Origin of the sequence: Aquimarina agarilytica ZC1 (genome assembly GCF_000255455.1) — a bacterium.
Taxonomy (GTDB): Bacteria; Bacteroidota; Bacteroidia; order Flavobacteriales; family Flavobacteriaceae; genus Aquimarina; species Aquimarina agarilytica.
Window position 1 is genome coordinate 1 of record NZ_JH621246.1, and the last position, 24,941, is coordinate 24,941.

Genomic DNA, 24,941 nt, shown 5'->3' on the forward strand with positions numbered 1-24,941 from the left:
CAAATTTTGGATTTTTTATGTATAATTTATGAGAATTAGGCTATTCTCTGAATGCGCCTTTTTAGAAGCTAAAAGCGAGAATAAACCTAACCAATTATCATTAGCTTATGCTATTACAAAAAAAAGAGTGCTTATAGCAATTTGCTATAAGCACTCTTTTTTTTACTTATCCGATGCTGTATTTAAAATAAGCTTTTTATAATAGTTTCCATACTTACGCCTTCGGCTTCAGCCTTATAATTTTTTAATATACGATGTCTCAAAATTCCTATGGCTACTGCTTGTACATTTTCTATATCTGGCGAAAATTTACCTTGAATAGCTGCATGAGCTTTAGCTGCTAAAATTAAATTTTGTGATGCTCTTGGCCCCGCTCCCCAGTCTACATATTTTGCAATCATTTCGGTTGCAGCATCTGTATTTGGTCTGGTTTTGGCTACTAAACCAACAGCATACTCAATCACATTATCAGCCACAGGAATACGTCGTATTAATTGTTGCATTTCAATAATTTCTGCTGCTGTAAATAAAGCTTGCAGTTGTTCAACTTGTACTCCTGTCGTACTTTTCACTACAGTTACTTCCTCTGCAAATGAAGGATAATCTAATTGAATAGCAAACATAAAACGGTCCAACTGAGCTTCTGGTAACGGATATGTCCCTTCTTGCTCAATAGGATTTTGAGTAGCCAACACATAATAAGGTTTTGACAATTCGTAACGCTTTCCCGATACGGTAACCGATTTTTCCTGCATAGCCTCTAATAAAGCTGCTTGTGTTTTAGGTGGTGTTCGGTTAATTTCATCGGCCAAAACAATATTCGAAAAAACAGGCCCTTTAATAAACTTAAACTGACGTGAATCATCTAAAATCTCACTTCCTAAAATATCACTTGGCATCAAATCGGGTGTAAATTGAATACGTTTAAAATCCAAGCCTAACACTTCCGAAATAGTATTTACCATAAGTGTTTTTGCTAAACCCGGCACTCCTATTAACAACGCATGACCTCCTGCAAAAACAGAAAGCAGTATCTGATCGATAACTGCTTCCTGGCCTATAATAACTTTTGAAATTTCTTTTTTTAATTGAGCGTGTTTCTCTACAAGTTGCTCAACAGATTTTACGTCTGACATTCAGTTTATTTTTTTACCCAATCACTATTATAATCGCAATCAAGGTAAGGTTCGTTAATTTTAACGTAAGTATCTACAATTTTTTCGTCTTGCCATTTCTTTACTGCCTTTAATTGTTTTTCTTTTAAAGCCAATTCTTTTATTTTCAAATAATCCTTAGCATAATCAGCCTCATGCTCAGGGTATTTCTTAGAAACAGTTACAATTTTAAAAAATTTACCTCCAGTTCTATTTCGATCTTCAATCACATTCGAAACTTCACCTTCCTTTAAATTAGACACTTGCCCGTACAATATAGGATCAATTTTTGTAAGTTCAAAACGCGTATCTTGAGTTACTGGATTAATCAGCTTTCCGCCATCAGATTTTGTCTCCTTTTCATCACTATATAGCTTAGCAGCCTCATCAAATTTTATTTTCCCCTCAGCTATTCGTATACGAACGCTATCTGCATGAGCCTCGTATTTTTCCAAATCTTTACTACTCACCTCTGGTATCAATAAAATATGACGTACATCTACTTGCTGTCCTTTTATTTTATCAACGGTAACAATATGATAACCAAAATCTGTTTTAAAAGGCTTACTCACCTCTCCTACTTGCAAACTAAATGCAGCATCTTTAAATTCTTTTGCAAAAGGATCCGTTCTTGAAATCGTATATTTCCCTCCATTAGAACGTGAACCAGGATCTTGAGAATACAATACAGCTTTTGTTGCAAAACTTGATCCATTTTCCAGCACATCAGTTCTAAATTGATTTAAACGATCTAGAGTTGCTTTAATTTCGGTTGCAGAAGGCTGAGGCTTTATAACAATTTGAGAAATTTCTATTTCCGTATCGATCAATGGTCTTTCGGTTTCTGGTATGGTATTAAAAAACTGTTTAACCTCATCTGGAGTTACCGCTACCTCTTCCACCACTTTCTGCTGCATTAACTGCGACAAACGTTGGTTTTTACCCAAATCAAATAATTCCTTTTTAAAATCAACTATATTATCCTTACGGTAAAACTTCAACACCTTTTCCTCATTCCCCAGCTGTTTTTTCATATAGTCTAACTGCTGCTCTACTTGTTGTTGGATTTGCTGATCAGATACTGGGATACTATCCTGTATAGCATGGTGCGTATACAACTTTGTTTCCAACAAACTACCTACTAATTCGCAACGGCTAATTTCGGCAATGGAAACCCCTTGATTTTTAAGATCAATATAAGCTTTATCTACATCGCTATCCAACACTATAAAATCACCTACAACAGCAGCTATACCGTCAATTTTTTGACGTCTAGTTGCCACTTCCTCCTTATCCTTTTTGACTCCCTCACTCGGCGACTCAATCACAATTGTTTTCTCCTCTGCTGGTATTCCCTCTTTTTTCTCCTTTGCCGCTTCACTTGGTGATTCAATCACAATTTCTTGTGCAAAAGTTGAAAACCCAAAACAAAGACCTACAAATAAGGCTGTGTTATTCAAAAATTGTGTAGTCTTTTGTTTGTAATGCATCCTTAACGATTTCTTTTTCAAGTTGTTTTTTTAATTGAAGCTTTCGCTTATTTAATACTATTTGCTTTATAGTTTCTTTTACATATTCCACTGGTGCAGGTTGACCTACCAACAGTACTTCTTTAAACTTTACTAAATATTTACCCTTAGTATCTTTGTACTGAAAAAACTTGTTAGCCACTAAAAACGAACTTTTTTTAAAGTTCCCTACACTAGGAACTGCAGTAAGCAATTCATCAAAAGTACTCCAAGAATTTTCTAAATTTAAATCTACTTTTTTAAAACTTAGTTTAATTTTTTTCAACTCCAGCTTGTCCTCTACTGAAAAACGAGTAAACAACTTTTTTGTGGCAGCAGTATTTGTGTAACTCAATGGTAAATGAATATAGCGCGCTTGCACCAAGTCTTCCTTTAACAAAAAGCTTTGTTGATGCTCCTCATAATATTCATTTATTTCATTATCGGTAATTACTGTATTCAAATTTTTCTGCACATAGCCATTCTCATAATCACTAACAAACAAATCTGTTTTATAATCATCCACAAGCTTATCATATTGAGCTTGCTTTTTTTGTGTCATATTTTGTTTAGACTCATATAACAGTAATTGCTTAGTCGCCCAATTATCAATATACTCGGTTAACAATGCTACACTATCTTTTTCGGTCAAGCCAGAAGGAATATTAAAATCACTTAGCTGATCCTCATACAAAAAAGCATCATGTACTTTTGCTATAACTCGAGCATCCGATTTACTTTCGAACAACTGACATGACGTCATTATCATCGAAACCAAAATCACCAATAAAAATTGAACTTGCTGTCTTTTCACTAAAAAAATTCCTAACTAATTAATCGTACAAAAATAGTAATATTCGTAGGTTTGACAAGTCGAATACAACTTGCATTATACTTAATAAACTTATTTACACCTTAAACTATTACAAACACAGGCATTTTTATGATTAATAATGAATTTTAATCGCAAATAGACCCTGCAAAAAGAAACACTTATGAACAGAAAACTTAAACTAATTTGGGATTTTAGAGGACCTACAGCTAACAAAACCGCACTACACCATGAAATCCACCTTAAAGAATATGCTATTTCCGAAAAGCTTTTACTTCAAATCACAGGAACAGAAACCCTATCTGACATGCATAGTATCGCTTTTTTAGTTGTTGAAGAAAATGAAATGAAACCCGTACGTGACGCACTTAAACCACACAGAGGACAGGTTTATGGAGGTTAAGGCAAACAAGTCTGCAACTTTATTAGTATTGACGTTACCTTATTTTTTTTACGAAATTAGATGAGTGCTATTAATTTATAAGAATTCAATCCTAAACAAACTACAGCTTCTTTAATTGGCAACTTCCGAAATAAATTTGATACGATACAAACGAAGTTCTTCTTCTTCATAATCCCCATCAAATTCCTCTTGAGCCTCTTGTATACTGTCCGTTTCTGCTTCTAAAAAGTAGTCATGTATTTCTTCTTGTTGATCTTCATCCAAAATATCCTCTAACCAATAATCAACATTTAACTTCGTCCCGCTATATACAATAGCCTCCATTTCGGTAATAAAATCCTCCATATTCATGCCTTTTGCATCAGCAATATCTGTTAAAGGCAGCTTACGGTCAACATTTTGAATAATATATAACTTAAGTGCACTATTTACTCCTGTTGTTTTTACCACAAAATCATCTGGGCGCACAATATCATTTTGATCTACGTATTCTGAAATTAATTTTAGAAAATCTTTTCCATATTTTTTTGCTTTCCCTTCACCAACTCCATGAACATTTGACAACTCATCAACGGTAATGGGATACTTTAGGGTCATATCTACTAATGATGGATCCTGAAACACTACAAAAGGTGGCACACTAAGTTTTTTTCCAACCTTTTTTCTTAAGTCCTTAAGCATTTTCAATAAAACCTCGTCGGTACTTACTCCTCCTGACTTTACCGATGTTGAAATCGTAGCATCTTCAAAACAATGATCTTCAGTCATCATAAAACTTTGAGGTTTTTTGATGAATTCGTCTCCTTTGGGTGTAATTTTTAACACCCCATATGTCTCAATATCTTTCTTTAAAAAACCCGCTACTAACACCTGACGAATTAGCGCCATCCAATACTTATCTTCATTTTTCTTACCACTTCCAAAAAAAGGCTGTGTTTGTGTTTTATGCGAAACTATAATCGCATTTTCCTTTCCAATAAGCGTATTTACAACTTCTTTAGATTTATAAATACCGCCTGTTTTTGAAACTACATGCAGTAATTGAGCTACTTGCACTTTAGCTTCAATTTGTTTTTTTGGATTACGAACATTATCATCCATATCTCCTCCATCCCCAGTCACTTCGTCAAATTCTTCTCCAAAATAATGAAGTATAAACTTTCTACGTGATATTGATGTTTCTGCAAAAGCAACTACTTCTTGCAAAAGCGCATTTCCAATTTCCTGCTCGGCCACAGGCTTACCACTCATAAATTTCTCTAACTTTTCTATATCCTTGTAAGCATAATAAGCCAAGCAATGTCCCTCACCACCATCACGTCCCGCTCTTCCAGTTTCCTGATAATAACTTTCGATACTTTTAGGAATATCGTAATGTACCACAAAACGCACATCCGGCTTATCGATTCCCATACCAAAAGCAATGGTAGCCACAACCACATCAACATCTTCCATAAGGAACATATCTTGATGCTTTGCACGTGTTTTAGCATCCAATCCCGCATGATAAGGCACGGCATTTATACCATTCACTTGAAGCGCTTGCGCTAACTCCTCTACTCGCTTCCTACTTAAACAATAAATAATTCCACTTTTTCCAGTATTCTGCTTTACAAAACGAATGATATCTGTTTCAACATTAGCCGTTTTTGGGCGTACTTCATAAAACAAATTAGGTCTATTAAAAGACGCTTTGAATGTATTTGCTCCTGATATTCCTAAATTCTTCAAAATATCCTCCTGTACTTTGGGTGTAGCAGTGGCTGTTAAACCTATGATAGGTATGTTATCCCCTATACTTTGTATAATTCGTCTTAAATTACGGTATTCGGGCCTAAAGTCATGCCCCCATTCACTAATACAATGTGCTTCATCAACAGCTAAAAAAGAAATTGTTTGAGATGCTAAAAATTCTGCATACTCTTCTTTCACCAAAGATTCTGGTGCCACATACAATAATTTGGTAATCCCATTTGAAATGTCCGCCTTAACTGTAGCCACATCTGTTTTATTCAAAGATGAATTCAACACATGTGCTATACCATTTTCTGAAGAAATACTTCTAATTGCATCAACTTGATTTTTCATTAATGCAATTAAAGGCGATACCACTATAGCTGTCCCCTCACTCATTAAAGCAGGCAACTGATAACACAAGGACTTCCCCCCACCAGTTGGCATAATAACAAAAGTATCCTCTTTTTTAAGTAAACTTTTTATTACTTGCTCTTGCAGTCCTCTAAATTGACTGAAACCAAAATATTTTTTTAAAGCCTTCTGTAGTTCGCTCTGATTCACGGTACCTTATATATATTCTTATTTAAAATAATCTTACATCTATTAAAGATAGCAAAAAACTTTTTTAAATTCACAAGCCCCGTCCATAATGAATATCAATTGTTTAACTTTTAATAAGATTTTCACTCATCAACGGCTTCCCAATAAAGCCCTAGCTAAATTTTGACATTTGTTTAACATCAAATTAACAAAAAAAAAATTTAGTATACAAATTATCGAAAAGCCTATCTTTACCCCGTTTTTCAGCCTACAAAATCAATTCATGAAGCAACTAGAGTCCAAAAACCCACAACAAATGTCTTTTTTAGATCATCTTGAAGAGTTAAGATGGCATTTAATAAGAGCCACATTAGGAGTGTTAATTGCTGGAATCATCGCTTTTCTTGCTAAAAGTTTTATTTTTGACACGATTCTTTTTGGTCCTAAAAAAGTAGATTTCTTAACCTATCGCATATTTTGTAACTTATCAAAATCACTTGGTTTTGACGAAAGCTTTTGCTTAGACAAACTCCCTTTCATTATACAAAGTCGAACTATGGCTGGACAATTTTCGGCACATATTTGGACTGCAATCACAGCAGGTTTTATTATATCATTTCCCTATGTTATTTATGAATTTTGGCGCTTTATTAAGCCTGCTATGCATAGCCACGAACAAAAAACTGCTAAAGGTTTCATTTTTATTTCGTCACTTTTATTCTTTTTAGGCGTCCTTTTTGGGTATTACATTATTACTCCTTTATCTATAAATTTTTTAGGAAGTTACAATGTTAGTAATGAAGTTTTAAATGAATTTGACCTTTCGAGTTACATATCACTTATTAGAGCATCTGTACTGGCGTGTGGGTTGGTTTTTGAGCTTCCTATTATTATTTATTTTTTATCAAGAGTTGGAATTGTAACCCCTGAAATATTGAGAAAATACAGAAAATTCGCCTTGGTAATTGTACTTATTTTGGCAGCTGTAATAACTCCACCAGATATTGCTAGTCAAGTTATTGTCACTATACCTATTTTAATTTTATATGAAATAAGTATTTTTATATCAAAGTCTGTACTAAAGAAACAAGAAAATTTAAAGTAATTTCACCCCATTAAGCAACGCATTATGAAACTACGAGCCGAAAATTTAATGAAGTCCTATAAAGGGCGAAAAGTAGTAAAGGGAATTTCTTTAGAGGTAAACCAAGGGGAAATTGTAGGCCTACTTGGACCTAATGGAGCAGGAAAAACTACCTCTTTTTATATGATTGTTGGTTTTGTTAAGCCTAATGGAGGTAATATTTATTTAGAAAACACAAACATTACCAATTATGCCATGTACAAACGAGCTCAAAATGGAATTGGCTACTTGGCGCAAGAGGCATCGGTTTTTAGAAAATTGAGCATTGAAGAAAACATTCTTAGCGTATTGCAATTAACTAAACTTTCAAAAAAAGAGCAGCACTTAAAAATGGAATCTCTTATTGATGAATTTAGTTTAGGTCATATCCGAAAAAACCGTGGTGATTTATTAAGTGGTGGTGAACGACGTAGAACCGAAATTGCTCGCGCCTTAGCAACAAGTCCAAATTTTATTTTACTCGACGAACCTTTTGCGGGTGTTGACCCCGTTGCCGTAGAAGATATTCAACGTATTGTTGCTCGCTTGAAAGATAAAAATATTGGCATTTTAATTACTGATCATAACGTACAAGAAACACTTGCTATTACCGACAAAACCTATTTAATGTTCGAAGGTAGTATTTTGAAATCTGGTGTCCCCGAAGAATTGGCTGAAGATGAAACTGTGCGTAGGGTATATTTAGGTCAAAACTTTGAATTGCGTAAAAAGAAATTAGAGTTTTAACATTTATGCATAACTATGAAACACTTTATTTTGTTAACCAATTAAACAACTAACATTTAAATTACGTTTTTTTTACTCAATACAACATAATTCATTTTTTATTGAAAAACAACTCAATATAATGTTCCTGTAACAATCGCTTTTCTATAAAGTTTTAATTAGTAAATTCGCTCAACTAAATTTAGCTAATTTTATGAAAGCTTTTGATTTCAAAAAATGGAACATCATCATTGGATGGATTGTATTCATTATTGCATTCACCACATATAGCCTTACTGTAGAACCTACTGCTAGTTTTTGGGACGCTGGAGAATACATTTCCACTTCATCAAAATTACAAGTAGGACACCCACCTGGGGCCCCTTTATACCAAATGCTTGGTGCCTTTTTTTCTGTTTTTAGCCCAGACAAAGCAAACATTGCTTTAATGGTAAACATGATGTCCGTATTTGCTTCGGCATTTACCATTCTTTTTATGTTTTGGTCTATCACTTATTTATTAAAAAAATTAGTTTCTCAGATTTCAAAAAAAGAAGATACACGTGCTGAACAATTCATGATTTTAGGAAGTGCTGCCATAGGAGCATTAACCTTTACTTTTACAGATAGCTTTTGGTTTAATGCCGTGGAAGCCGAAGTTTATGCTATGGCATCCTGCATTATGTCCATTCTGTTTTACCTAGGCTTACGTTGGGAGAACGATATGAATACTCCTAGAGGCAATAAATGGCTCGTATTACTTGCTTTTGTTATCGGATTATCCTTTGGTGTACACTTTATGGGATTACTTACCATACCTGCCATTGGTTTTCTGTATTATTTTAAAAACTACAAAGTCACATTAAAAAGCTTTTTAATAGCAAACGTAGCTGTGGTTTCTGTTTTAATGTTTATTTTCAAATTACTACTCCCGTACAGTCTTTCATTTTTTGGTGTGGCCGAAGTATTTTTTGTAAACACCATCGGTCTTCCTTTTAACTCTGGAACCATCATTGTGGGATTACTTGCAATTACTCTTTTCTATTTCGGATTAAAATTCACCCGTGCTAAGGGCTACTTCCAAATAAACACACTCATCCTATGTATTGTTTTTATTTTTATCGGCTTCTCTAGTTGGCTAATGCTTCCTATTAGAGCCAATGCAGGAACAGTGATTAATGAAAACAACCCCAATAATGCTCGAGAACTACTTGCTTACTACAACCGTGAACAATATCAAGAAACTCATTTGTTTTATGGACCTCAGTTTACTGAAATTTATGGTGGTCTAGATCCCGTAAACCCCTACTATGATGGCAAGCCCAAATATGAAAAGGACTTAAAAAAAGGCAAATACATTATTGTAAATAAATATAAAAACGCCCAACAAAACTTTGAAGACAAACACAAAGCGATTCTTCCCAGAATGTGGAGCAGTGAAAATGCCGAAAATTACTTGCGCTTTACCGGTCCTTTAAAATTTACTATTAAAAAAGAATATGCGAAGGATAAAGATTTAAAACGTGTTGTTGGCGAATTCAAGAAAGATTTTAACAGCAAACGTATTGGGTTGGAAGAATATTCCAAGTTCTTAAGTCAATTTAGCGACTATATTAATGTTGAAAAACCTTCACTATTTGCCAATCTTGGATATATGTTTGAATACCAATTCGGGTATATGTACTGGCGCTATTTTATGTGGAACTTTGTAGGAAGACAAAATGACAACCAAGGTAAATATACAGATACCGACGGGAACTGGATTAGTGGTATCCAAGCCATTGACACCATGCGACTAGGAAATCAAGAATTTTTAACTACCGATGACTTAAAAAATAAAGGAAGAAATACTTATTATTTTATCCCGCTATTAATTGGGTTATTTGGTTTCATTTTCCAACTTCAAAATGATAAGAAAAACTTTTGGGTATTATTACTTTTCTTTTTATACACTGGATTAGCCTTAAAAATATACTTAAATGAGCGCCCTTTTGAACCTAGAGAGCGCGATTATGCCTTAGTAGGTTCCTTTTATGTGTTTGCCATATGGATTGGGTTTGGTGCCTATGCTATTTTTGATAATATTAAAAAATACATTTCTGCAAAAGCTGCAGTTCCTGCTGTGTTTGCCATTACACTACTAGGTTCACCTGTATTACTAGCCTCGCAGAACTGGGATGACCATGATCGATCTGACCGATATACAGCTCAAGCTATGGCAAAAATGTATTTAGATTCTTGCCAGAAAAACGCCATTTTATATACCATTGGTGATAATGACACTTTTGCCCTTTGGTACGCACAAGATATAGAAGAATACCGCACCGATGTGCGAACTATTAATACAAGTTTATTTGCTACCGATTGGTATATTGACCAGATGAAGCGCGCTGCTTACAAGAGTGCTCCAATCCCTTCTCAGCTCCCACACAAATTTTACCGTTGGGGAAACAATGATGTGATCTTTTTTAGACAAGCCACAGAGGATACTCTTGATATAAAAACTTGGTTAGATTTTATTGAAAGTGATGACAAACGTACACAGGCAGAATTACAAAGTGGTGCTTTTACAAATACGTTTCCTTCGAAACATATCCGTATTCCCGTTGATAAAGAAAAAGTGCTTAGAAATGGCATAGTCGCGCCAGAAGATGCCCACTTAATTGTTGATCATATTGACATTACTATTAAGGATGAGATTCTAACTAAAAACAGGCTACTTATGCTTGATTTATTAGCGAATAACGACTGGGAACGCCCTATCTACTTTACTGGAGGTAGTTTTGGAGATGATGATTACTTGTGGATGAAAGACTATTTACAGCTTACTGGTCTCACCTATAAGTTAGTCCCTATAAAAACTCCTTTGGACAAAAACAATCCTTTTGATATGGGCCGTATTAACACCGATCAATTGTATGATATTGTAATGAAATGGGATTGGGGTAATGGTGATAGTCCAGACATTTATCACGACCCAGAAACACGTAAAAATGCCATTACTTACCGTAGTACTTTAGCACGATTGTTTGAAAACTTAATTAAAGAAGGCAAAAAAGGCAAAGCCAAAGATATTATTGAATTAGGGGTTACCAAACTACCTATTGAATATTATGAATATTACACCCTTGTTGAGCCCTATGTAAGTGGCTACTACCAAGTAGGCGAAAAAGAAAAAGCACGTGTACTTTGGCAAAAATTAGCCCAAAAATACCAAGAAAAATTAGCCTACTATGCAAGTTTAGATATTGAAAGACAATATAAAAATGCCGAAGATATTATAACTCAAGTAGAACGCTATAGAGCTGTTGTTGACTTACTATTGATCAACGATGATACCGAAATATTAAAAGAAAAAGCAGCTGAATTTAATAGCTTTTTAGAGTTGTTTTCTAATTTTTACGACAAAGACGAAGCCTATAACGCGGATAAAAAAGAAGCAGGTGCCTTACCAGATAGCTTACTTAATATTGATAATAACGAGGAAGCTACACCAACTCCATAAAAATGGCCCCTAGCAGCTAAACAAAAAATGCTTGAGACTAGAATCTCAAGCATTTTTTGTTTATTATTATTTTATTTGTGTGCTGCTACTAATACCTAGCGAGTCAAGACATTTTTAATATGGCTGCTCCATTAGTATTAAAAGAACTATTTTTCACAATACACCAGCGTAGCGTTACACATATTCTATCATTAAAGCAATAAGCGTATTAGCATCCTGTTCTCCATTTTGACGCCATACCATTTCCCCATTTTTGTAAATCATTAATGTAGGCACTCCATTAACACGTAAGGCACTGGCTAAATCTTCATTCTTGTCTACATTAATTTTTATCACCTTACCTTTATCTCCTATGGCAGCTGCCACATCCCTTAATACAGGATGCATTGCTTTGGAGGCCTCACTCCAATCGGTAAAAAAATCAAGCAATACTGGCGATGTAATATCTATTAAATCTCCAAATTTTGACATTTGTATCGTATTAATTTAATTAATGTTGTAAATATAAGTTTTTTTTGTAATGCAGTAATAAGCCATTCTTTAGCCTTATTTTGCCCAAAAATATTCTACTAACAACGAAATATCTACAAAAATAGTATGATTTAACGTTATATTATGACTAAACCTTCCGTTTCAGCTCCAAAATGCTTATTTCCGGCCAGATCCCTACCCTTCCTGGAAAAGCATGAAATCCAAATCCCCTATTGACATTAATGTAGCGATCAGCATGAGCATATATACCTGCCCATTGTTTGTACACGTATTGTATAGGACTCCACTTGAAAATACCTGGAATTTCAATTCCGAACTGCAATCCATGTGTATGCCCACTCAGCGTTAATTGATAATTCATTGGATGCGCTTTAACCTCATATTCCCAATGTGAAGGATCATGACTCATTAACACTTTAAAATCATTTTGAACAAGCCCTTCTGATGCTAGCTTTAAATCACCCGCTTTTTTAAAGTTCTTTCCCCAATTTTCAACACCTATCAATTGTATTTGAGCTTCTCCTTTTTTTATAGTTCTATTTTCGTTACACAATAAATCAAAATTTACTTGTTTGTGTAATCCTTTTATGCTTTCAAAATTATCTTGTTTTGCTTTGTCTGAAGGCCAGGTTACATATTCCCCATAATCATGATTCCCTAATACGGAAAATTTTCCATGTGGAAATTCTTTTAACTTATTAAAAGTAGTAAGCCACGGGTGAAATTCTTCGGCTTTTGTATTTACAATATCTCCAGTAAACAGGAACAAATCTGCCTCTTGTTTGTTTATTAAATCTATGGCGTACTTAATTTTATCAGCATCATCAAAACTACCTGAATGTAAATCTGAAATTTGTAGAATTTTAAAACCATCAAAAGCCTTGGGCAAATCTGCAAAAAAAAGTTGCTTTTTAATTACTTTAAAATTATACTTCCCTTTCCATAAACCATGAATAATTCCTACTAATGGCAGCGCAGCAATACCCAAACCTAACTTTCCTATAAATTTACGTCTACCTTGTATTACTTCTGCGGAAGCGTTAACATTAACAACCAACATCACTAAATAACTTACTATCAAAAATAGTATCACTATTAATTTAGGTACCACATGGAGCACCATAAAACCAACTCCCCAATAAAAACTATGACTTGGACCTATTGACCTATCATAGGAAAACACTTGAAAAACAAAAAATAAATAAGCAAAAAAACTATAACTTAATATCCCCCAAAACAAAAAAGAAGGCAACTTAAATACCTTTACTGCTAAAACAAAAAAAATAAGCTCAAGCACCAAAAAAACACTCCCAAAAACCAACAAAAATTTAATCATAAAAAATTAATCATTTTTACATACTATTTACACAATAGAACAAGCTTTATGGAGTTATAGTACACAAATCTATTTAAGTCTGCTAAAAAAAGACAATTTTTAAATAAAAACACTAAAAATGTTAAATAAAGTAGTATATTTAACATGCTTTTTGAGAATATAATAGTTTCACAACTACAACGATATATAAAGCATTGATAACTAGTTGTTATCAATTTTATTTTGGGGCGAAATGCTGTCATTTATGGCAGCATTTCTTTTTTTAATGTATCTTCAATCCCTTAAAGTTAACTCCTGTATTTTTTTAAGATGGATTCCAATAAAAAACTGTTTTTACTAGACGCTTTTGCACTTATATTTAGAGGTTACTATGCCCTTATAAAAAACCCACGAATTACAAGTAAAGGAATGGATGTTTCGGCCATAATGGGCTTTACTAATTCACTTTTAGATGTAATTAGACGGGAACGCCCAGACTACCTTGCCGTAGCTTTTGATAAAGGTGGAAGTCAAGCTAGAACAGAAATTTTCCCAGAATATAAGGCAAATAGAGACGAAACACCTGAGGCGATTAAAATTGCGGTACCCTATATCCAAGAAATTTTAAAAGCCATGCACATTCCTATTATTGAGCAAATGGGAGTTGAGGCGGACGACCTTATTGGAACCCTAGCCAAACAAGCCGAAAAGGAAGGTTTTCAAACCTATATGGTCACTCCCGATAAAGATTATGCACAATTAGTATCGGAAAACATTTTTATGTATAAACCGGCCCGTATGGGTAATGGTATTGAAATTTGGGGAATACCCGAAGTACAGAAAAAATTTGAAGTAGCACACCCCGAACAAGTCATTGATTATTTAGGAATGATGGGAGATGCTGTTGATAATATACCAGGACTACCCGGTGTTGGCGACAAAACTGCTAAAAAATTTATTGCAGCATACGGTAGTATGGAAGGTTTATTTGAAAACCTACATGAATTAAAAGGAAAAATGAAAGAAAAAGTTACCGCTAATGCGGAACTTGGACTACTATCAAAACAATTAGCTACTATTAAAATTGATTGTGATGTCACCTTTGATGCTGAATCTTATAAACTATCGGCTCCAGATGCAGAAAAAGTAACTACTATTTTTGAAGACCTAGAGTTTAGAAGAATGAAAGATCAATTTTTCAAACTTTTTGATGCCGATGGTAATCCAGCAACCAAAGAAACTGTAAAACCATCTCAAGTAAAAACAAACACCACTGCTGGTGCTGGGCAATTTTCACTTTTTGATGCTGCTGGGGATACGGAAAACGCTTCTAAAACCACATCAAGACAAACTATAAATAGTACCGAACATCATTATCAAAGCATTCAAAATACGGGCTTAGGCTTACAATTGTTTTTACAAAATTTAAACCAACAAACTAGCGTCTGCTTTGATACAGAAACTACCAGTCTTGACCCGCTACTTGCTGAACTGGTCGGTATTGCTTTTAGTTGGGAAAAATCACATGGGTTTTATTTACCTTTTCCCGAAGATCAACAAGAGGCTCAAAGCTTAATTGCTCAACTTTTTCCTTTTTTTGAAAATGAATCTATTACAAAAATTGGACAGAACTTAAAATATGATATTAAAGTATTAGACAAATATGGGGTAACTGTACAAGGACCTTTATTTGATACCATGATCGCTCATTATTTGATTAATCCAGATATGCGCCATAATATGGATGTTTTGGCCGAAACTTATTTAAATTACACACCGGTTTCTATCACCGAACTTATTGGTAAAAAAGGAAAAAACCAACTGAGCATGCGTCAAGTTCCTGTTGATAAACAAACGGAATATGCCGTAGAAGATGCTGACATTACATTACAACTTGCCGCTCACTTTACTCCAGAACTTAAGGAAGCAAAAACACTTGAATTATTCAACAATATCGAATTGCCTTTGGTTAAAGTACTATCGGCTATGGAAATTGAAGGAATTAATTTAGATATCGATTTTTTAAATAGTCTTTCCGAAGAATTAAACCTAGATATCTCCAAACTAGAAGATAGCATTTATGAACAAGCAGGAGAAACCTTTAATATCGGATCTCCTAAACAATTAGGTGTGGTTTTATTTGAAAAAATGAAATTAGTTGACAAACCTAAAAAAACAAAAACTGGACAATATTCCACTGCCGAAGATGTCCTTTCGTCTTTAGCCAAGGAGCATCAAATTATTGCTGACATATTAACTTACCGAGGATTAACTAAATTAAAGAGCACTTATATTGATGCCTTACCCGCACAGGTAAATCCCAATACAAAACGCGTTCATACGGATTACATACAAACTGTAGCTGCGACTGGACGCTTAAGTTCAAACAATCCGAACTTACAAAACATTCCTATCAGAACTGAACGTGGTCGACAAGTACGTAAAGCCTTTGTTCCTCGCGATGAAAATCATGTGCTTGTTGCTGCCGATTATTCGCAAATAGAACTACGTATTATTGCCGCTTTAAGTAATGAAACGGCCATGATGGAAGCCTTTCAAAATGGAGAGGATATTCATGCCACTACTGCCGCTAAAGTTTTCCAAGTTCCCTTAGAAGAAGTTTCTAGAGAACAACGAAGTCATGCTAAAACAGTGAATTTTGGTATTATGTATGGTGTTTCGGCCTTTGGCTTAAGCAATCAAACCAATTTAACACGTGCTGAATCCAAAGAACTTATAGAAGCTTACTACAAAACTTATCCTAAACTAAAAGCTTACATGAGCGAACAAGTAGATTTTGCTCGTGATAATGGCTTTGTACAAACCGTACTTGGACGTCGTAGGTATTTAAAAGACATCAATTCGGCCAACGCCATTGTGCGCGGTGCCGCCGAACGAAATGCCGTAAATGCGCCTATACAAGGTAGCGCTGCTGATATTATTAAAATTGCCATGATTAACATTTACAATAAGCTAAATGAAGGCAATTACCATACTAAAATGCTCTTACAAGTACATGATGAATTGGTATTTGATGTTCCTAAAAATGAATTAGAAACTATTTCAAAACTTATTAAGCACGAAATGGAAAACGCCTTTACACTTGATGTCCCACTTGATGTAGAACTAGGAGTTGGTGATAACTGGTTGGAAGCACATTAAAGAGTTGTGAGTTGTGAGTTGTGAGTTGTGAGTTGTGAGTTAAAATTGAAAAAACACAATAAATACGACCATAGCATTTGCTAATTTTATTTAATAAAAATCAATACTAATGCTATTAAAGCCGGCAAGGCTTGTACAAAAAATATGTTACGTTCGGCAGTTACACTACCATAAATACCTGCTACAGCTACGCAACTTAGAAAAAATATGGAAACATTTGTTTTCCATGTAATATCTTGTATTACAAAGGTCCATAATAGACCTACTGTTAAAAAGGCATTGTACAAACCTTGATTGGCTGCATGGCTTTGGTTTTTGGAAATAAATCTTTTGAAAAACTTTTAAATACTTTTGACCCACGAGATGTCCATGCAAACATTTCAAACCATACGATATATAAATGAATCGCTATAATTAAACCTAATAATATATTGATTACTGTAGCCATAAAATGAGCCCTATTTGAGCTATAAATTACTCTTATTCAAACAGAAAAGCAAATTAAAGAAATCACATCCTATTCTGAATTTAGCAAGTATCCAATTTTACAAATAATACGACTCATCTTACTATTAAAATTAACTTAAAACAACTCATCTTAGCATTTAGCCTATTAATACGATTTACTAACAAAAATTTCGCATATATGCTGTTTCTTTTTCACTATTCTGGCGTTAAAAAAAGCAATCATAACTAAGGCTATGCTTGATTTTTTTGCCTTAGACTAACAAAAAATAATTCAGCATATTTATACGAAATTATTATCAGCAAATCGTATAACTTGCTGTAATACGATTTTCCAACATAGCCTATAACCTAATCCAAACACGATAACCACCTAAACTTCTATTTATATGGAATCAATACATAAAAATGCTATAATCAAAAATGAGCAAGAAATTTTGAATGCTATGAAAAATTCTGATGTATTAAAGTTAGATCAATTATTACATAAAGAGTTACTTTTCAATATCCCCAATGGAGAAACAATTACCAAAACAATCGATTTACAAAACTACAGCTCAGGAAACATGCAAATTAATGAAATTACAGCATCGGAACAGCAAATAAATATTATTGAAAATACCGCAGTTGTTTCTGTAATTACAAACCTAAAAGGACACTATGCCAACCACCCTATTGATGGCAAATACAAAGTTTTAAGAATATGGAAATTGTACAACAAACAATGGAAAGTTATTGCTGGAAATAGCACGCTACTGAAGGAAAATTCATAAAAAAAGCAGTAAAAAAAGATTTTTCACTACTTGAAGCAGAAATGAAGGATTTCTCTATAGGAAATAGTATAGAAAAACTAAATATTACCTAAATACAGAAAGCCTTCATTTTTTCATTATATATTAATAAAAATAATACACACTATTCTTATTCTGTAAAATCTAATTAATTGCTGGACAATTACAGTGGTAACGTTGTTTACGACATCCGAAATTGTACCCTATCGTTATTTGGTGGAATCCATCATTCGAAAAAACAACTTCATTTAATTGTTTTGTGTACGTATAAGCAAATTTCCATTGCCCTAAATCCACTCCAAACAAAGGACTCACATAACTCAATTGTTCTTGAACAATAATATTACGATCATCTTCAAAGGATGAATCATCCAAAGCCCTACGGTATGACACCCCTAAATAGGCTTTTCTGTTATTTTTAAGTGTTCTATACACCTTGATATTCATATCCACAGTAGTTTGCTGTAATGCCTGACGGTATTGCGCCATAAATGAAGGCTCAAATTGCCATGGGCTATTATACTTAGAAATCACTACTCCCATGGATAATAAAAACCTACGTAAATTACTTGTTAACTCTGCATTATTATTAACACCTGCATTTTCAATTAAATTTTTAGCTGTAAAGTGCGTATAAAAATCACGATAAAAATAAGACATCCCAAAGTCCATATTGAAATAAGAAGCACTATTTGTACTACCCCCCACTAACATATCACCACCAGCTATAAAACTAGTTTGATCCAATTGGTACTGCAATACACCTGCACTTAATCCAAATGACAACATATTTAAATCCACTTCATCACGAGAGAACATAAGGTGGTGCGCATAAGTTCCATATACTCCATTTTGTTTATGGAATCCATTAACATCTGCAAACGCATTCACACCCAAACCAGAGCTACGACCAATACGTCCATTAATGCTTAAAGTTTGTAAACCTGGCGCATCACTTTGCCCCAACCATGATCTACGAGCAGTTAACCTTACCTGTGAGCAATTTGACGCCCCTGCCATTGATGGGTGAATCAAATAATAATTATCGGTTAAATAATCAGAATACACTGGTAAACCCTCTTGAGAATAGTTTACAAAGGCTGAAAAAAGTAATGCAATCAAGACAACAATTGACTTGAATTTAAATTTTATTGCGTAGGTCATTAGTTATAATGTAGTATAGTTAGTTAAATTTAGGTGCTTATCTAAGTAATGCAAAGTGTCCACGATATTCCTCTCCATCATCTGTTTTTGCATAATACCAGTAGTCATCAGCTGGCATATGTAGGTCATTATAGGTTCCGTTCCAGCCACGAGATTCGGGATTAAAACTTGCCATTAATCTTCCATATCGATCGTAAATGCTAATTAAAATCTTTTTATCTCCAGGACTCCCTTTCACATTCCATAATTCATTATCCGTATCACCGTTAGGAGAGAAAAATTCTGGAAAACCGAAAACAGAAACATCCGCAGATAAAGAGTTACATTGATTTGAAACAGTAGCTAAGTATTCTCCAGGAGGAACTCCTCTAAATACATTTCCTACTTGGGTAACCAAATAATTATTATCGACACCAATTAACGTATATGTTAAATCATCCCCTTTGGTAACAAATAATTCAACGGTATTTAAACCTGCTTTAAAGGTTAAATTTTCTGGGGATTCAATTGGCGAAATAGTTGTCGTCCTCGAATCACTACAACCTGCAGTGGTTTTACTAGAAAATTCAATAGTATAATCTCCAATTTTTGTTGCTTCAATTTCAGGGTTAGTTTCACCTGCTAAATCCACTCCATTCAATAACCATTGCAAATCATAATCCGCAGTATTTAATGAAGTCGAGATAGTAATTGGATCCACATTCCCATCAGGATCAATACAACCATCTCCTCCTATTAAATCAAATTGAGGTAAATTTTCGATCGTTATCTTGAAAGGAATCTCTCCTTTACAGCCATTCGCATTTTCTTCAATTAAAAACAAATCACTTGTCGATGTTAATACTTGACCGGCACTAAGATCTACTATAACATTTGGATCTGTAGCTAGTGAAATAGTAGAATAAAATTGATTCGCAGGCAAACTTGGCAACGTAAAGGTTTCACATTGTGTAGCCACAGGTAATGTAGCTGGTAGTGTTGGTGTGGGTAAATCTTCAATAGTTATTTCTACTTTGTTTGAACTTGTACAAGTAGTATTACTTATACTGTAAACAAAGGTATAACTACCTGCTCCTAATGTACTAGGATCTATTTCATAACTACCATCACCTAAAACAGTTGTTGTATCGGTTTCGTTCACCCAAGTTCCATTATCGGTTGGACTTCCTCCCAATCCATTAATCAAGGTTACAGAACCACTATTTACACACAAATCAAGCTGCCCATCTGAGCCTGTATTACCATCTAATTCTTGGATGGTAATCAAAAATGACACTTCTGCACTACAATTTTTATCAGTAGTTTCTCTTATAAAAACCACTTGAGTTAATGTGATTTCTCCATTAGCAGTTCCTGGTATTAATTCGTCTCCACCGCCACTTGGTGCTGTAAAATATTGCTGATTGGCTGCTAATGCTGGGAGTTCATACTTTCCACACTCAACCACATCCATTGGGGCTGTTAATACCGGTATTGGATTTACAATAATTTCATATTCTTCTTCTGCTGGACATACTGTACTTCCAGATGTACTTTCAGCATAAATATACAATGTCCCTGATACCATTACTACATCTCCTCCTCTACCATCATATTTTGTACCTTTCCCTTCTTTTTCGGTATAGTAATCACCAACAGGCAATGGCTCTAAAACAAATTCCCCACAAGCTTCTCTTTTACTTGGTACCGTAATTACTGGTGTATTTACTCTGGTAACTATTACATTCACCGCATCACTTTCACAATCTGTTTTTATATCAACAGCTGTTACTGTAAAAACATTTTCTCCTTCTTTTAAATCTGCTTTCACAGGCGTATAGGTTAATGTGCTTTCTGCTCCAACAATTGGACTACCATTAGGGGCATACCAACGTGCTGTAAAATCAGTAGGATCATCAACAGTTACTCTTAATTCTGGAGCATCTTGTGTATCACAAAACGTAATATTAGCAATGGGCACTCCTGGCTTTTTTAAATCATCGGGACAATCACAATCTTTCTTTATAACATCCAAATCAAAATCACAAGTCCCGTTGGTTGCTGTTAATACGATATCCTGATCTTTGGGAATATCCGTAACTGTACCTGTTCCTGTCACTGTATCAAAAGTAACATTAGCTGTTGCTATATTACTAACTATAGCTACAGCATTAGTAAATGTAAAATCTATATTGTATACCGTTGCCGTTGGACCTGTAGCATCACATTTTTTTGTTGTAACGGATATCGTTGGAATTTCGTTTATTACAACTTCAACAATAACATTATCACTTGCACAAGTAGGGTTTGATGGATCGGTTACCGTATAGGTATAATTTCCTGATGTAAAAGCTAAATCAGAAGGAATTAAATTCCCATCAAATGTCGTACTATCGGGTCTAGTCCATACACCACCTGTTTGTGGTGAACCTGTTAATAACGCAAATAAATCTATAGCTGTTGTATTATCCCTACACTCAGTAATAGTACTTGGTGCAATACCTGCATTTGCTCCACCAACTGTGACTGTCACTGTTGCTGTATCTTCGGTACAACTAGCCGATGAACTATCCGTAACAGTATAGGTGTAAGTAAATGTACCCGCCATACCTGGTGTAAACGATCCTTTATCATCGGTTCCAAAAACCGTAGTAGTTGTTCCAACTGTCCATACACCGCCTGTATTTGGAGTAGTTCCATCTCCTCTATCTCCTAATTCATCAAATAAATCAAATGTCGCATCTGAAGTACATTTTGACACCGTAAGATTATCTTCCCCAGCAAAAATATCAATAATAACAACTTCCACATCTACTTCATCATCCGGACATGTAGCATCTGAAGAAGTCACTTTATAATTATACGTCCCCGATATAAATTTAACATCCGATGGCGTTATCACCCCATTAAATGTTGTAGTTCCACCTGGAACCGGCATAGTCCAAGTTCCAGTAGTTTCAGGACCTCCTGTTAATTCACTAAATAAATCTATAGTTGTTGTGTCATTCCTACACAAAATTAATGGATCAGCTGGAGCTACACCTGCATTTGCCCCTCCTATTGTTATTGTCACTGTTGCTGTATCAACTCCACAACCTGCTCCACCACTTACCGTGTAAGTATATACCCCAAAAGCATCCTTACTTGGATCAAACGCTCCTTTGTCATCGGTTCCAAAAGTAACTGCGGCACCTCCAACTGTTGTAGCTGCTATTGTCCATTCACCACCTGTACTGGGTTTAGTCCCATCCATTTTATCTCCTAACTCATCAAATAAATTGAATCCTCCATCTGAGGTACACTTAGGAACAGTTTTATTTTCTCCTGCAAATGGCACAGGCATTACCTCCACGGGGAGCGTATATTTTCTTTCTGGACAAGATCCTATTAACGGTAGCGTATACACATAATCTAATTCTTTCATTTCAGTGGCAGGGTCCAATGTTCCTAAATGTCCACCTGTTAATGCAATCCCCCCTCCTGTAGGCACTGTCCATGTTCCTGTTGTGGCCAATCCAGCTGGTAACTGATCAAACAAATTAACAGGAGTTCCCCCTGCACATGTTTCAAACTTTGTTAATGGAGCTGCAGAAAATTCAAATTCTTGTCTCCAATCACGATCCCCACCTGGGTTATGTACATCGGGAAACAAACTTGGTTCTTGTCCGTCATTTGTTCCATTGGTATCTTTTGTCAATCTTCCAAGAACTACCGTATCGTAATCATCATCAAAACCATCATTATCAGCATCATTAAATGCCGCATTCAATATATCAGACACCCCATCCTGATTTAGATCATAAGCTTCAACAGTATCATCCAAACAATCATCATCTGAGTTATCATCCAAGTAATCTGGTGTTCCATCTGCATCTGCATCTGAAAGAACAATAGGTGTTCCATTGGTATCATAACTATCATCTACCCCATTAAAATTCCCATCAACTCCACTAGGACCAATATAACTAGCCGTTTCCATAGCTTCTACATGGTCAATAATACCATCATTATCCGAGTCAACATCTAAATAATCTGGATTACTATCACCATCACTATTAACAATAGTTGTAATGCTACCAGAATCCGCTTGATTATCTACGCGACCATCACTATCAGCATCCTTTGCTCCTTCGTTATTTTCAACTATATCATAAATACCATCGTTATCACTATCTAAATCCTCAGAGTTTGGAATCCCATCGCGGTCAAAATCACATTGTAAACGAGAAAGAAATATATTATCAATTCCTACGTCATTTCCGTTTCCAGATGTTAATTGCTGATTTGTTACCACAACCGTTACGGTTGTTACTCCAGCAGCTGGAATAAATTTAGCCTCCTTAAGAACCCATTCATCATTATTGTATGGTATTGTTCCCGAACCTGCATCAGCTATTAAATTACCTGTAGCCTGGTCTAAAACCTCTATTCTTAAATTAGGAAGTGTCCCTCCATTTCCATTCAAATTAGCCACCCTCATACTAAAATCATATTCTATTCCTGGAGTTACAGGTAAGTCTTTAACCTGAAATATTGGCTTTGACAAAAAAGAACTTGTCAACATATTTATAGCCATAAACCTACCATCGGTATCACCATTTGCATCTCCATGTCCATTCGCTTCTGATGATATATATAATGCACTTTCATTATTAAAATTAAAAATATGTAATGAGGTTGCTATGTTATACTCTCCGTCATTTCCATTAATATCTTGAGGGATACCTGGATTAAATGTTAAACCAGTCCCTTCCACAAATTTACTTCTGGTAGGCCCTCCAAAACCAAAATCTTCTTCCAAAACAAAGGTCGGCGTTAAACTGGCTGGTGTACAAAAACCATCCTCTACTGTATCAGGGATACCATCATTATCATCATCGTTATCTACATCATTCAAATCACCGTCATTATCGCTATCATTGAAACCACAAGGTCGCACAGTGACTGTTGCAGATTGCACTGGACAAGCCCCTCCCTTATCAACTGTATATGTAAACACTCCCCCTTTAGTATTTGTAATATCATAGGTTCCATTTCCAGGATTCCATACCCCTCCTGTTTCCGGTGCACCGTCTAATTCGGAAAACAAATCTATATCACTTGTTTTTCCGCACAAAAAAATAGAAGCACTTATACCTGGGTTAGGAGCTTTATCAACATTTATAATAATTTCTTGTGTTGTCCCGCCAATACGAACCCCATACAAGGTTGTCACTCTTGGATTCACTCTAATAAATGTATTTTCACCATTAGGACCTTCAGTACCTCTAACATCAACAGTACTCCCGTCTGCTAAAATCCTTTTAACATTATTCCTTCTACCGTTTTCAGGTCCTTCTTGAGGTATTTCCCACCAATCGTACTGATAAGCTGAATTCAACTCACTAGGAACTGCTTTCAATTGCACCAACGAACCTTCACATGATGGATTAGTACCAAATTCAATATCAATAGTAATTGAAGTAGGTTGCTGTCCATATACATTTATAATCCCGAAGAGAACGCTTACAAAAAAGAGTAATTTTTGCATAATAGATAATAATTAGCATGATAGTTTAACAACTGAAATAACGCTAATATTTTCAAAGTAATATATTTGCAAAACCCCTTTTCGATATGATACAAATAACACCGTTTTTAAAAAGCAACAAAACCAAAAAAACAAGACAAAAATTTCTTACAAAAAAACCAGTAACTCCTGAAAACATGAGTGTTACAAATTTTACAAATTGTAAGATTTAACCTTCTTAAAAAATACACTGTAATTCTTTTTTACATTTGTAAGATTTAACCTAACAACAACTCTACAAAACCAACATATATAACGATCAACCTACAATTTTCAATAAAAAAAACTTCACAAAAAACCTCTTTTCTTACACCATTTACTTATAAAACAACGCACATTATCCAGACTCAAAATCACCTCATACTACTACCCGTATAACCCAACTAAATCCAACATCAAAAAACATATATAATTAACAAACAACAACCAATAACATATAAGGTAAAAATCACCAAAAAGCAACCATAATTAACTAA

General features: G+C 34.7%; 16 protein-coding genes. 6 read left to right on the forward strand and 10 right to left on the reverse strand.

Annotation, left to right across the window (positions count from 1 at the left end):
* Positions 1–182 precede the first annotated feature (182 nt).
* Genes KQA_RS0200010 through KQA_RS0200020 form a run of 3 tightly spaced genes read right to left on the reverse strand, consistent with a single transcriptional unit; the run spans position 183 to position 3,476 of the window.
* Positions 183–1,136, reverse strand: a complete 954-nt coding sequence (locus KQA_RS0200010; protein WP_010177106.1) for an AAA family ATPase — start codon at positions 1,134–1,136, stop codon at positions 183–185.
* A 5-nt stretch (positions 1,137–1,141) separates the two neighbouring features.
* A complete protein-coding gene (locus KQA_RS0200015) occupies positions 1,142–2,644 on the reverse strand; it encodes a peptidylprolyl isomerase (RefSeq protein WP_010177107.1) in 1,503 nt (500 codons plus the stop codon).
* Complete coding sequence (locus KQA_RS0200020; protein ID WP_232285826.1) at positions 2,607–3,476, reverse strand: hypothetical protein; 870 nt, start codon at positions 3,474–3,476, stop codon at positions 2,607–2,609. The genes KQA_RS0200015 and KQA_RS0200020 overlap by 38 nt, the downstream gene beginning before the upstream one ends.
* Positions 3,477–3,657: 181 nt before the next feature.
* Between KQA_RS0200020 and KQA_RS0200025 the strand changes: the two genes are divergently transcribed.
* Positions 3,658–3,897, forward strand: coding sequence for a hypothetical protein (locus KQA_RS0200025; protein WP_010177109.1), 240 nt, complete (start codon positions 3,658–3,660; stop codon positions 3,895–3,897).
* A gap of 111 nt (positions 3,898–4,008) precedes the next feature.
* Here KQA_RS0200025 and recQ read toward each other — a convergent pair whose 3' ends face one another.
* Entirely contained in the window at positions 4,009–6,195 is a 2,187-nt protein-coding gene (gene recQ, locus KQA_RS0200030; RefSeq protein WP_010177110.1) for a DNA helicase RecQ, read from the reverse strand.
* A gap of 262 nt (positions 6,196–6,457) precedes the next feature.
* On the opposite strand from recQ, the gene tatC reads away from it, so the two are divergent.
* The 3 genes from tatC (at position 6,458) to KQA_RS0200045 (ending at position 11,528) form a co-directional block, all read left to right on the forward strand.
* Positions 6,458–7,279 carry a twin-arginine translocase subunit TatC gene (gene tatC, locus KQA_RS0200035; RefSeq protein WP_010177112.1) on the forward strand — a complete coding sequence of 274 codons (822 nt, stop codon included), beginning with the start codon at positions 6,458–6,460 and terminating at the stop codon, positions 7,277–7,279.
* Positions 7,280–7,303: 24 nt separating this feature from the next.
* Complete coding sequence (gene lptB / locus KQA_RS0200040; protein WP_010177113.1) at positions 7,304–8,044, forward strand: LPS export ABC transporter ATP-binding protein; 741 nt, start codon at positions 7,304–7,306, stop codon at positions 8,042–8,044.
* 193 nt (positions 8,045–8,237) lie between these two features.
* Entirely contained in the window at positions 8,238–11,528 is a 3,291-nt protein-coding gene (locus KQA_RS0200045) for a DUF2723 domain-containing protein (RefSeq protein ID WP_010177114.1), read from the forward strand.
* A gap of 174 nt (positions 11,529–11,702) precedes the next feature.
* Here the strand turns inward: KQA_RS0200045 and KQA_RS0200050 are convergent, their stop codons facing one another.
* Positions 11,703–11,999, reverse strand: a complete 297-nt coding sequence (locus KQA_RS0200050; RefSeq protein WP_010177115.1) for a thioredoxin family protein — start codon at positions 11,997–11,999, stop codon at positions 11,703–11,705.
* Between the two features lie 148 nt (positions 12,000–12,147).
* A complete protein-coding gene (locus KQA_RS0200055; protein WP_010177116.1) occupies positions 12,148–13,356 on the reverse strand; it encodes a metallophosphoesterase in 1,209 nt (402 codons plus the stop codon).
* Positions 13,357–13,665: 309 nt separating this feature from the next.
* Here KQA_RS0200055 and polA point away from each other — a divergent pair, with 309 nt between their 5' ends.
* Entirely contained in the window at positions 13,666–16,497 is a 2,832-nt protein-coding gene (gene polA / locus KQA_RS0200060; protein ID WP_010177117.1) for a DNA polymerase I, read from the forward strand.
* An 86-nt stretch (positions 16,498–16,583) separates the two neighbouring features.
* Here the strand turns inward: polA and KQA_RS20940 are convergent, their stop codons facing one another.
* Positions 16,584–16,784: a DUF1304 domain-containing protein gene (locus KQA_RS20940; RefSeq protein WP_010177118.1), complete on the reverse strand. Its 201-nt coding sequence runs from the start codon at positions 16,782–16,784 to the stop codon at positions 16,584–16,586.
* Positions 16,766–16,945 carry a DUF1304 family protein gene (locus tag KQA_RS20945; protein ID WP_010177119.1) on the reverse strand — a complete coding sequence of 60 codons (180 nt, stop codon included), beginning with the start codon at positions 16,943–16,945 and terminating at the stop codon, positions 16,766–16,768. Before KQA_RS20945 ends, KQA_RS20940 begins: the two co-directional genes overlap by 19 nt.
* 406 nt (positions 16,946–17,351) lie before the next feature.
* On the opposite strand from KQA_RS20945, the gene KQA_RS0200070 reads away from it, so the two are divergent.
* Positions 17,352–17,735 (forward strand): nuclear transport factor 2 family protein, encoded by a 384-nt coding sequence (locus KQA_RS0200070; RefSeq protein ID WP_010177120.1) that lies wholly within the window; start codon positions 17,352–17,354, stop codon positions 17,733–17,735.
* Positions 17,736–17,897: 162 nt separating this feature from the next.
* Here the strand turns inward: KQA_RS0200070 and KQA_RS0200075 are convergent, their stop codons facing one another.
* Positions 17,898–18,917, reverse strand: coding sequence for a PorP/SprF family type IX secretion system membrane protein (locus KQA_RS0200075; RefSeq protein WP_010177121.1), 1,020 nt, complete (start codon positions 18,915–18,917; stop codon positions 17,898–17,900).
* Positions 18,918–18,954: 37 nt separating this feature from the next.
* Complete coding sequence (locus tag KQA_RS0200080; protein WP_010177122.1) at positions 18,955–24,426, reverse strand: T9SS type B sorting domain-containing protein; 5,472 nt, start codon at positions 24,424–24,426, stop codon at positions 18,955–18,957.
* Positions 24,427–24,941: the final 515 nt, after the last annotated feature.

Coding starts and splice junctions, on each gene's coding strand:
- KQA_RS0200025 (WP_010177109.1), top strand. CDS start 3,658: ATGAACAGAAAACTTAAACTAATTTGGGATTTTAGAGGACCTACAGCT.
- KQA_RS20945 (WP_010177119.1), bottom strand. CDS start 16,945: ATGGCTACAGTAATCAATATATTATTAGGTTTAATTATAGCGATTCAT.
- KQA_RS0200015 (WP_010177107.1), bottom strand. CDS start 2,644: ATGCATTACAAACAAAAGACTACACAATTTTTGAATAACACAGCCTTA.
- KQA_RS0200050 (WP_010177115.1), bottom strand. CDS start 11,999: ATGTCAAAATTTGGAGATTTAATAGATATTACATCGCCAGTATTGCTT.
- KQA_RS0200010 (WP_010177106.1), bottom strand. CDS start 1,136: ATGTCAGACGTAAAATCTGTTGAGCAACTTGTAGAGAAACACGCTCAA.
- KQA_RS0200070 (WP_010177120.1), top strand. CDS start 17,352: ATGGAATCAATACATAAAAATGCTATAATCAAAAATGAGCAAGAAATT.
- KQA_RS0200045 (WP_010177114.1), top strand. CDS start 8,238: ATGAAAGCTTTTGATTTCAAAAAATGGAACATCATCATTGGATGGATT.
- tatC (WP_010177112.1), top strand. CDS start 6,458: ATGAAGCAACTAGAGTCCAAAAACCCACAACAAATGTCTTTTTTAGAT.
- KQA_RS0200055 (WP_010177116.1), bottom strand. CDS start 13,356: ATGATTAAATTTTTGTTGGTTTTTGGGAGTGTTTTTTTGGTGCTTGAG.
- KQA_RS0200080 (WP_010177122.1), bottom strand. CDS start 24,426: ATGCAAAAATTACTCTTTTTTGTAAGCGTTCTCTTCGGGATTATAAAT.
- polA (WP_010177117.1), top strand. CDS start 13,666: ATGGATTCCAATAAAAAACTGTTTTTACTAGACGCTTTTGCACTTATA.
- KQA_RS0200075 (WP_010177121.1), bottom strand. CDS start 18,917: ATGACCTACGCAATAAAATTTAAATTCAAGTCAATTGTTGTCTTGATT.
- lptB (WP_010177113.1), top strand. CDS start 7,304: ATGAAACTACGAGCCGAAAATTTAATGAAGTCCTATAAAGGGCGAAAA.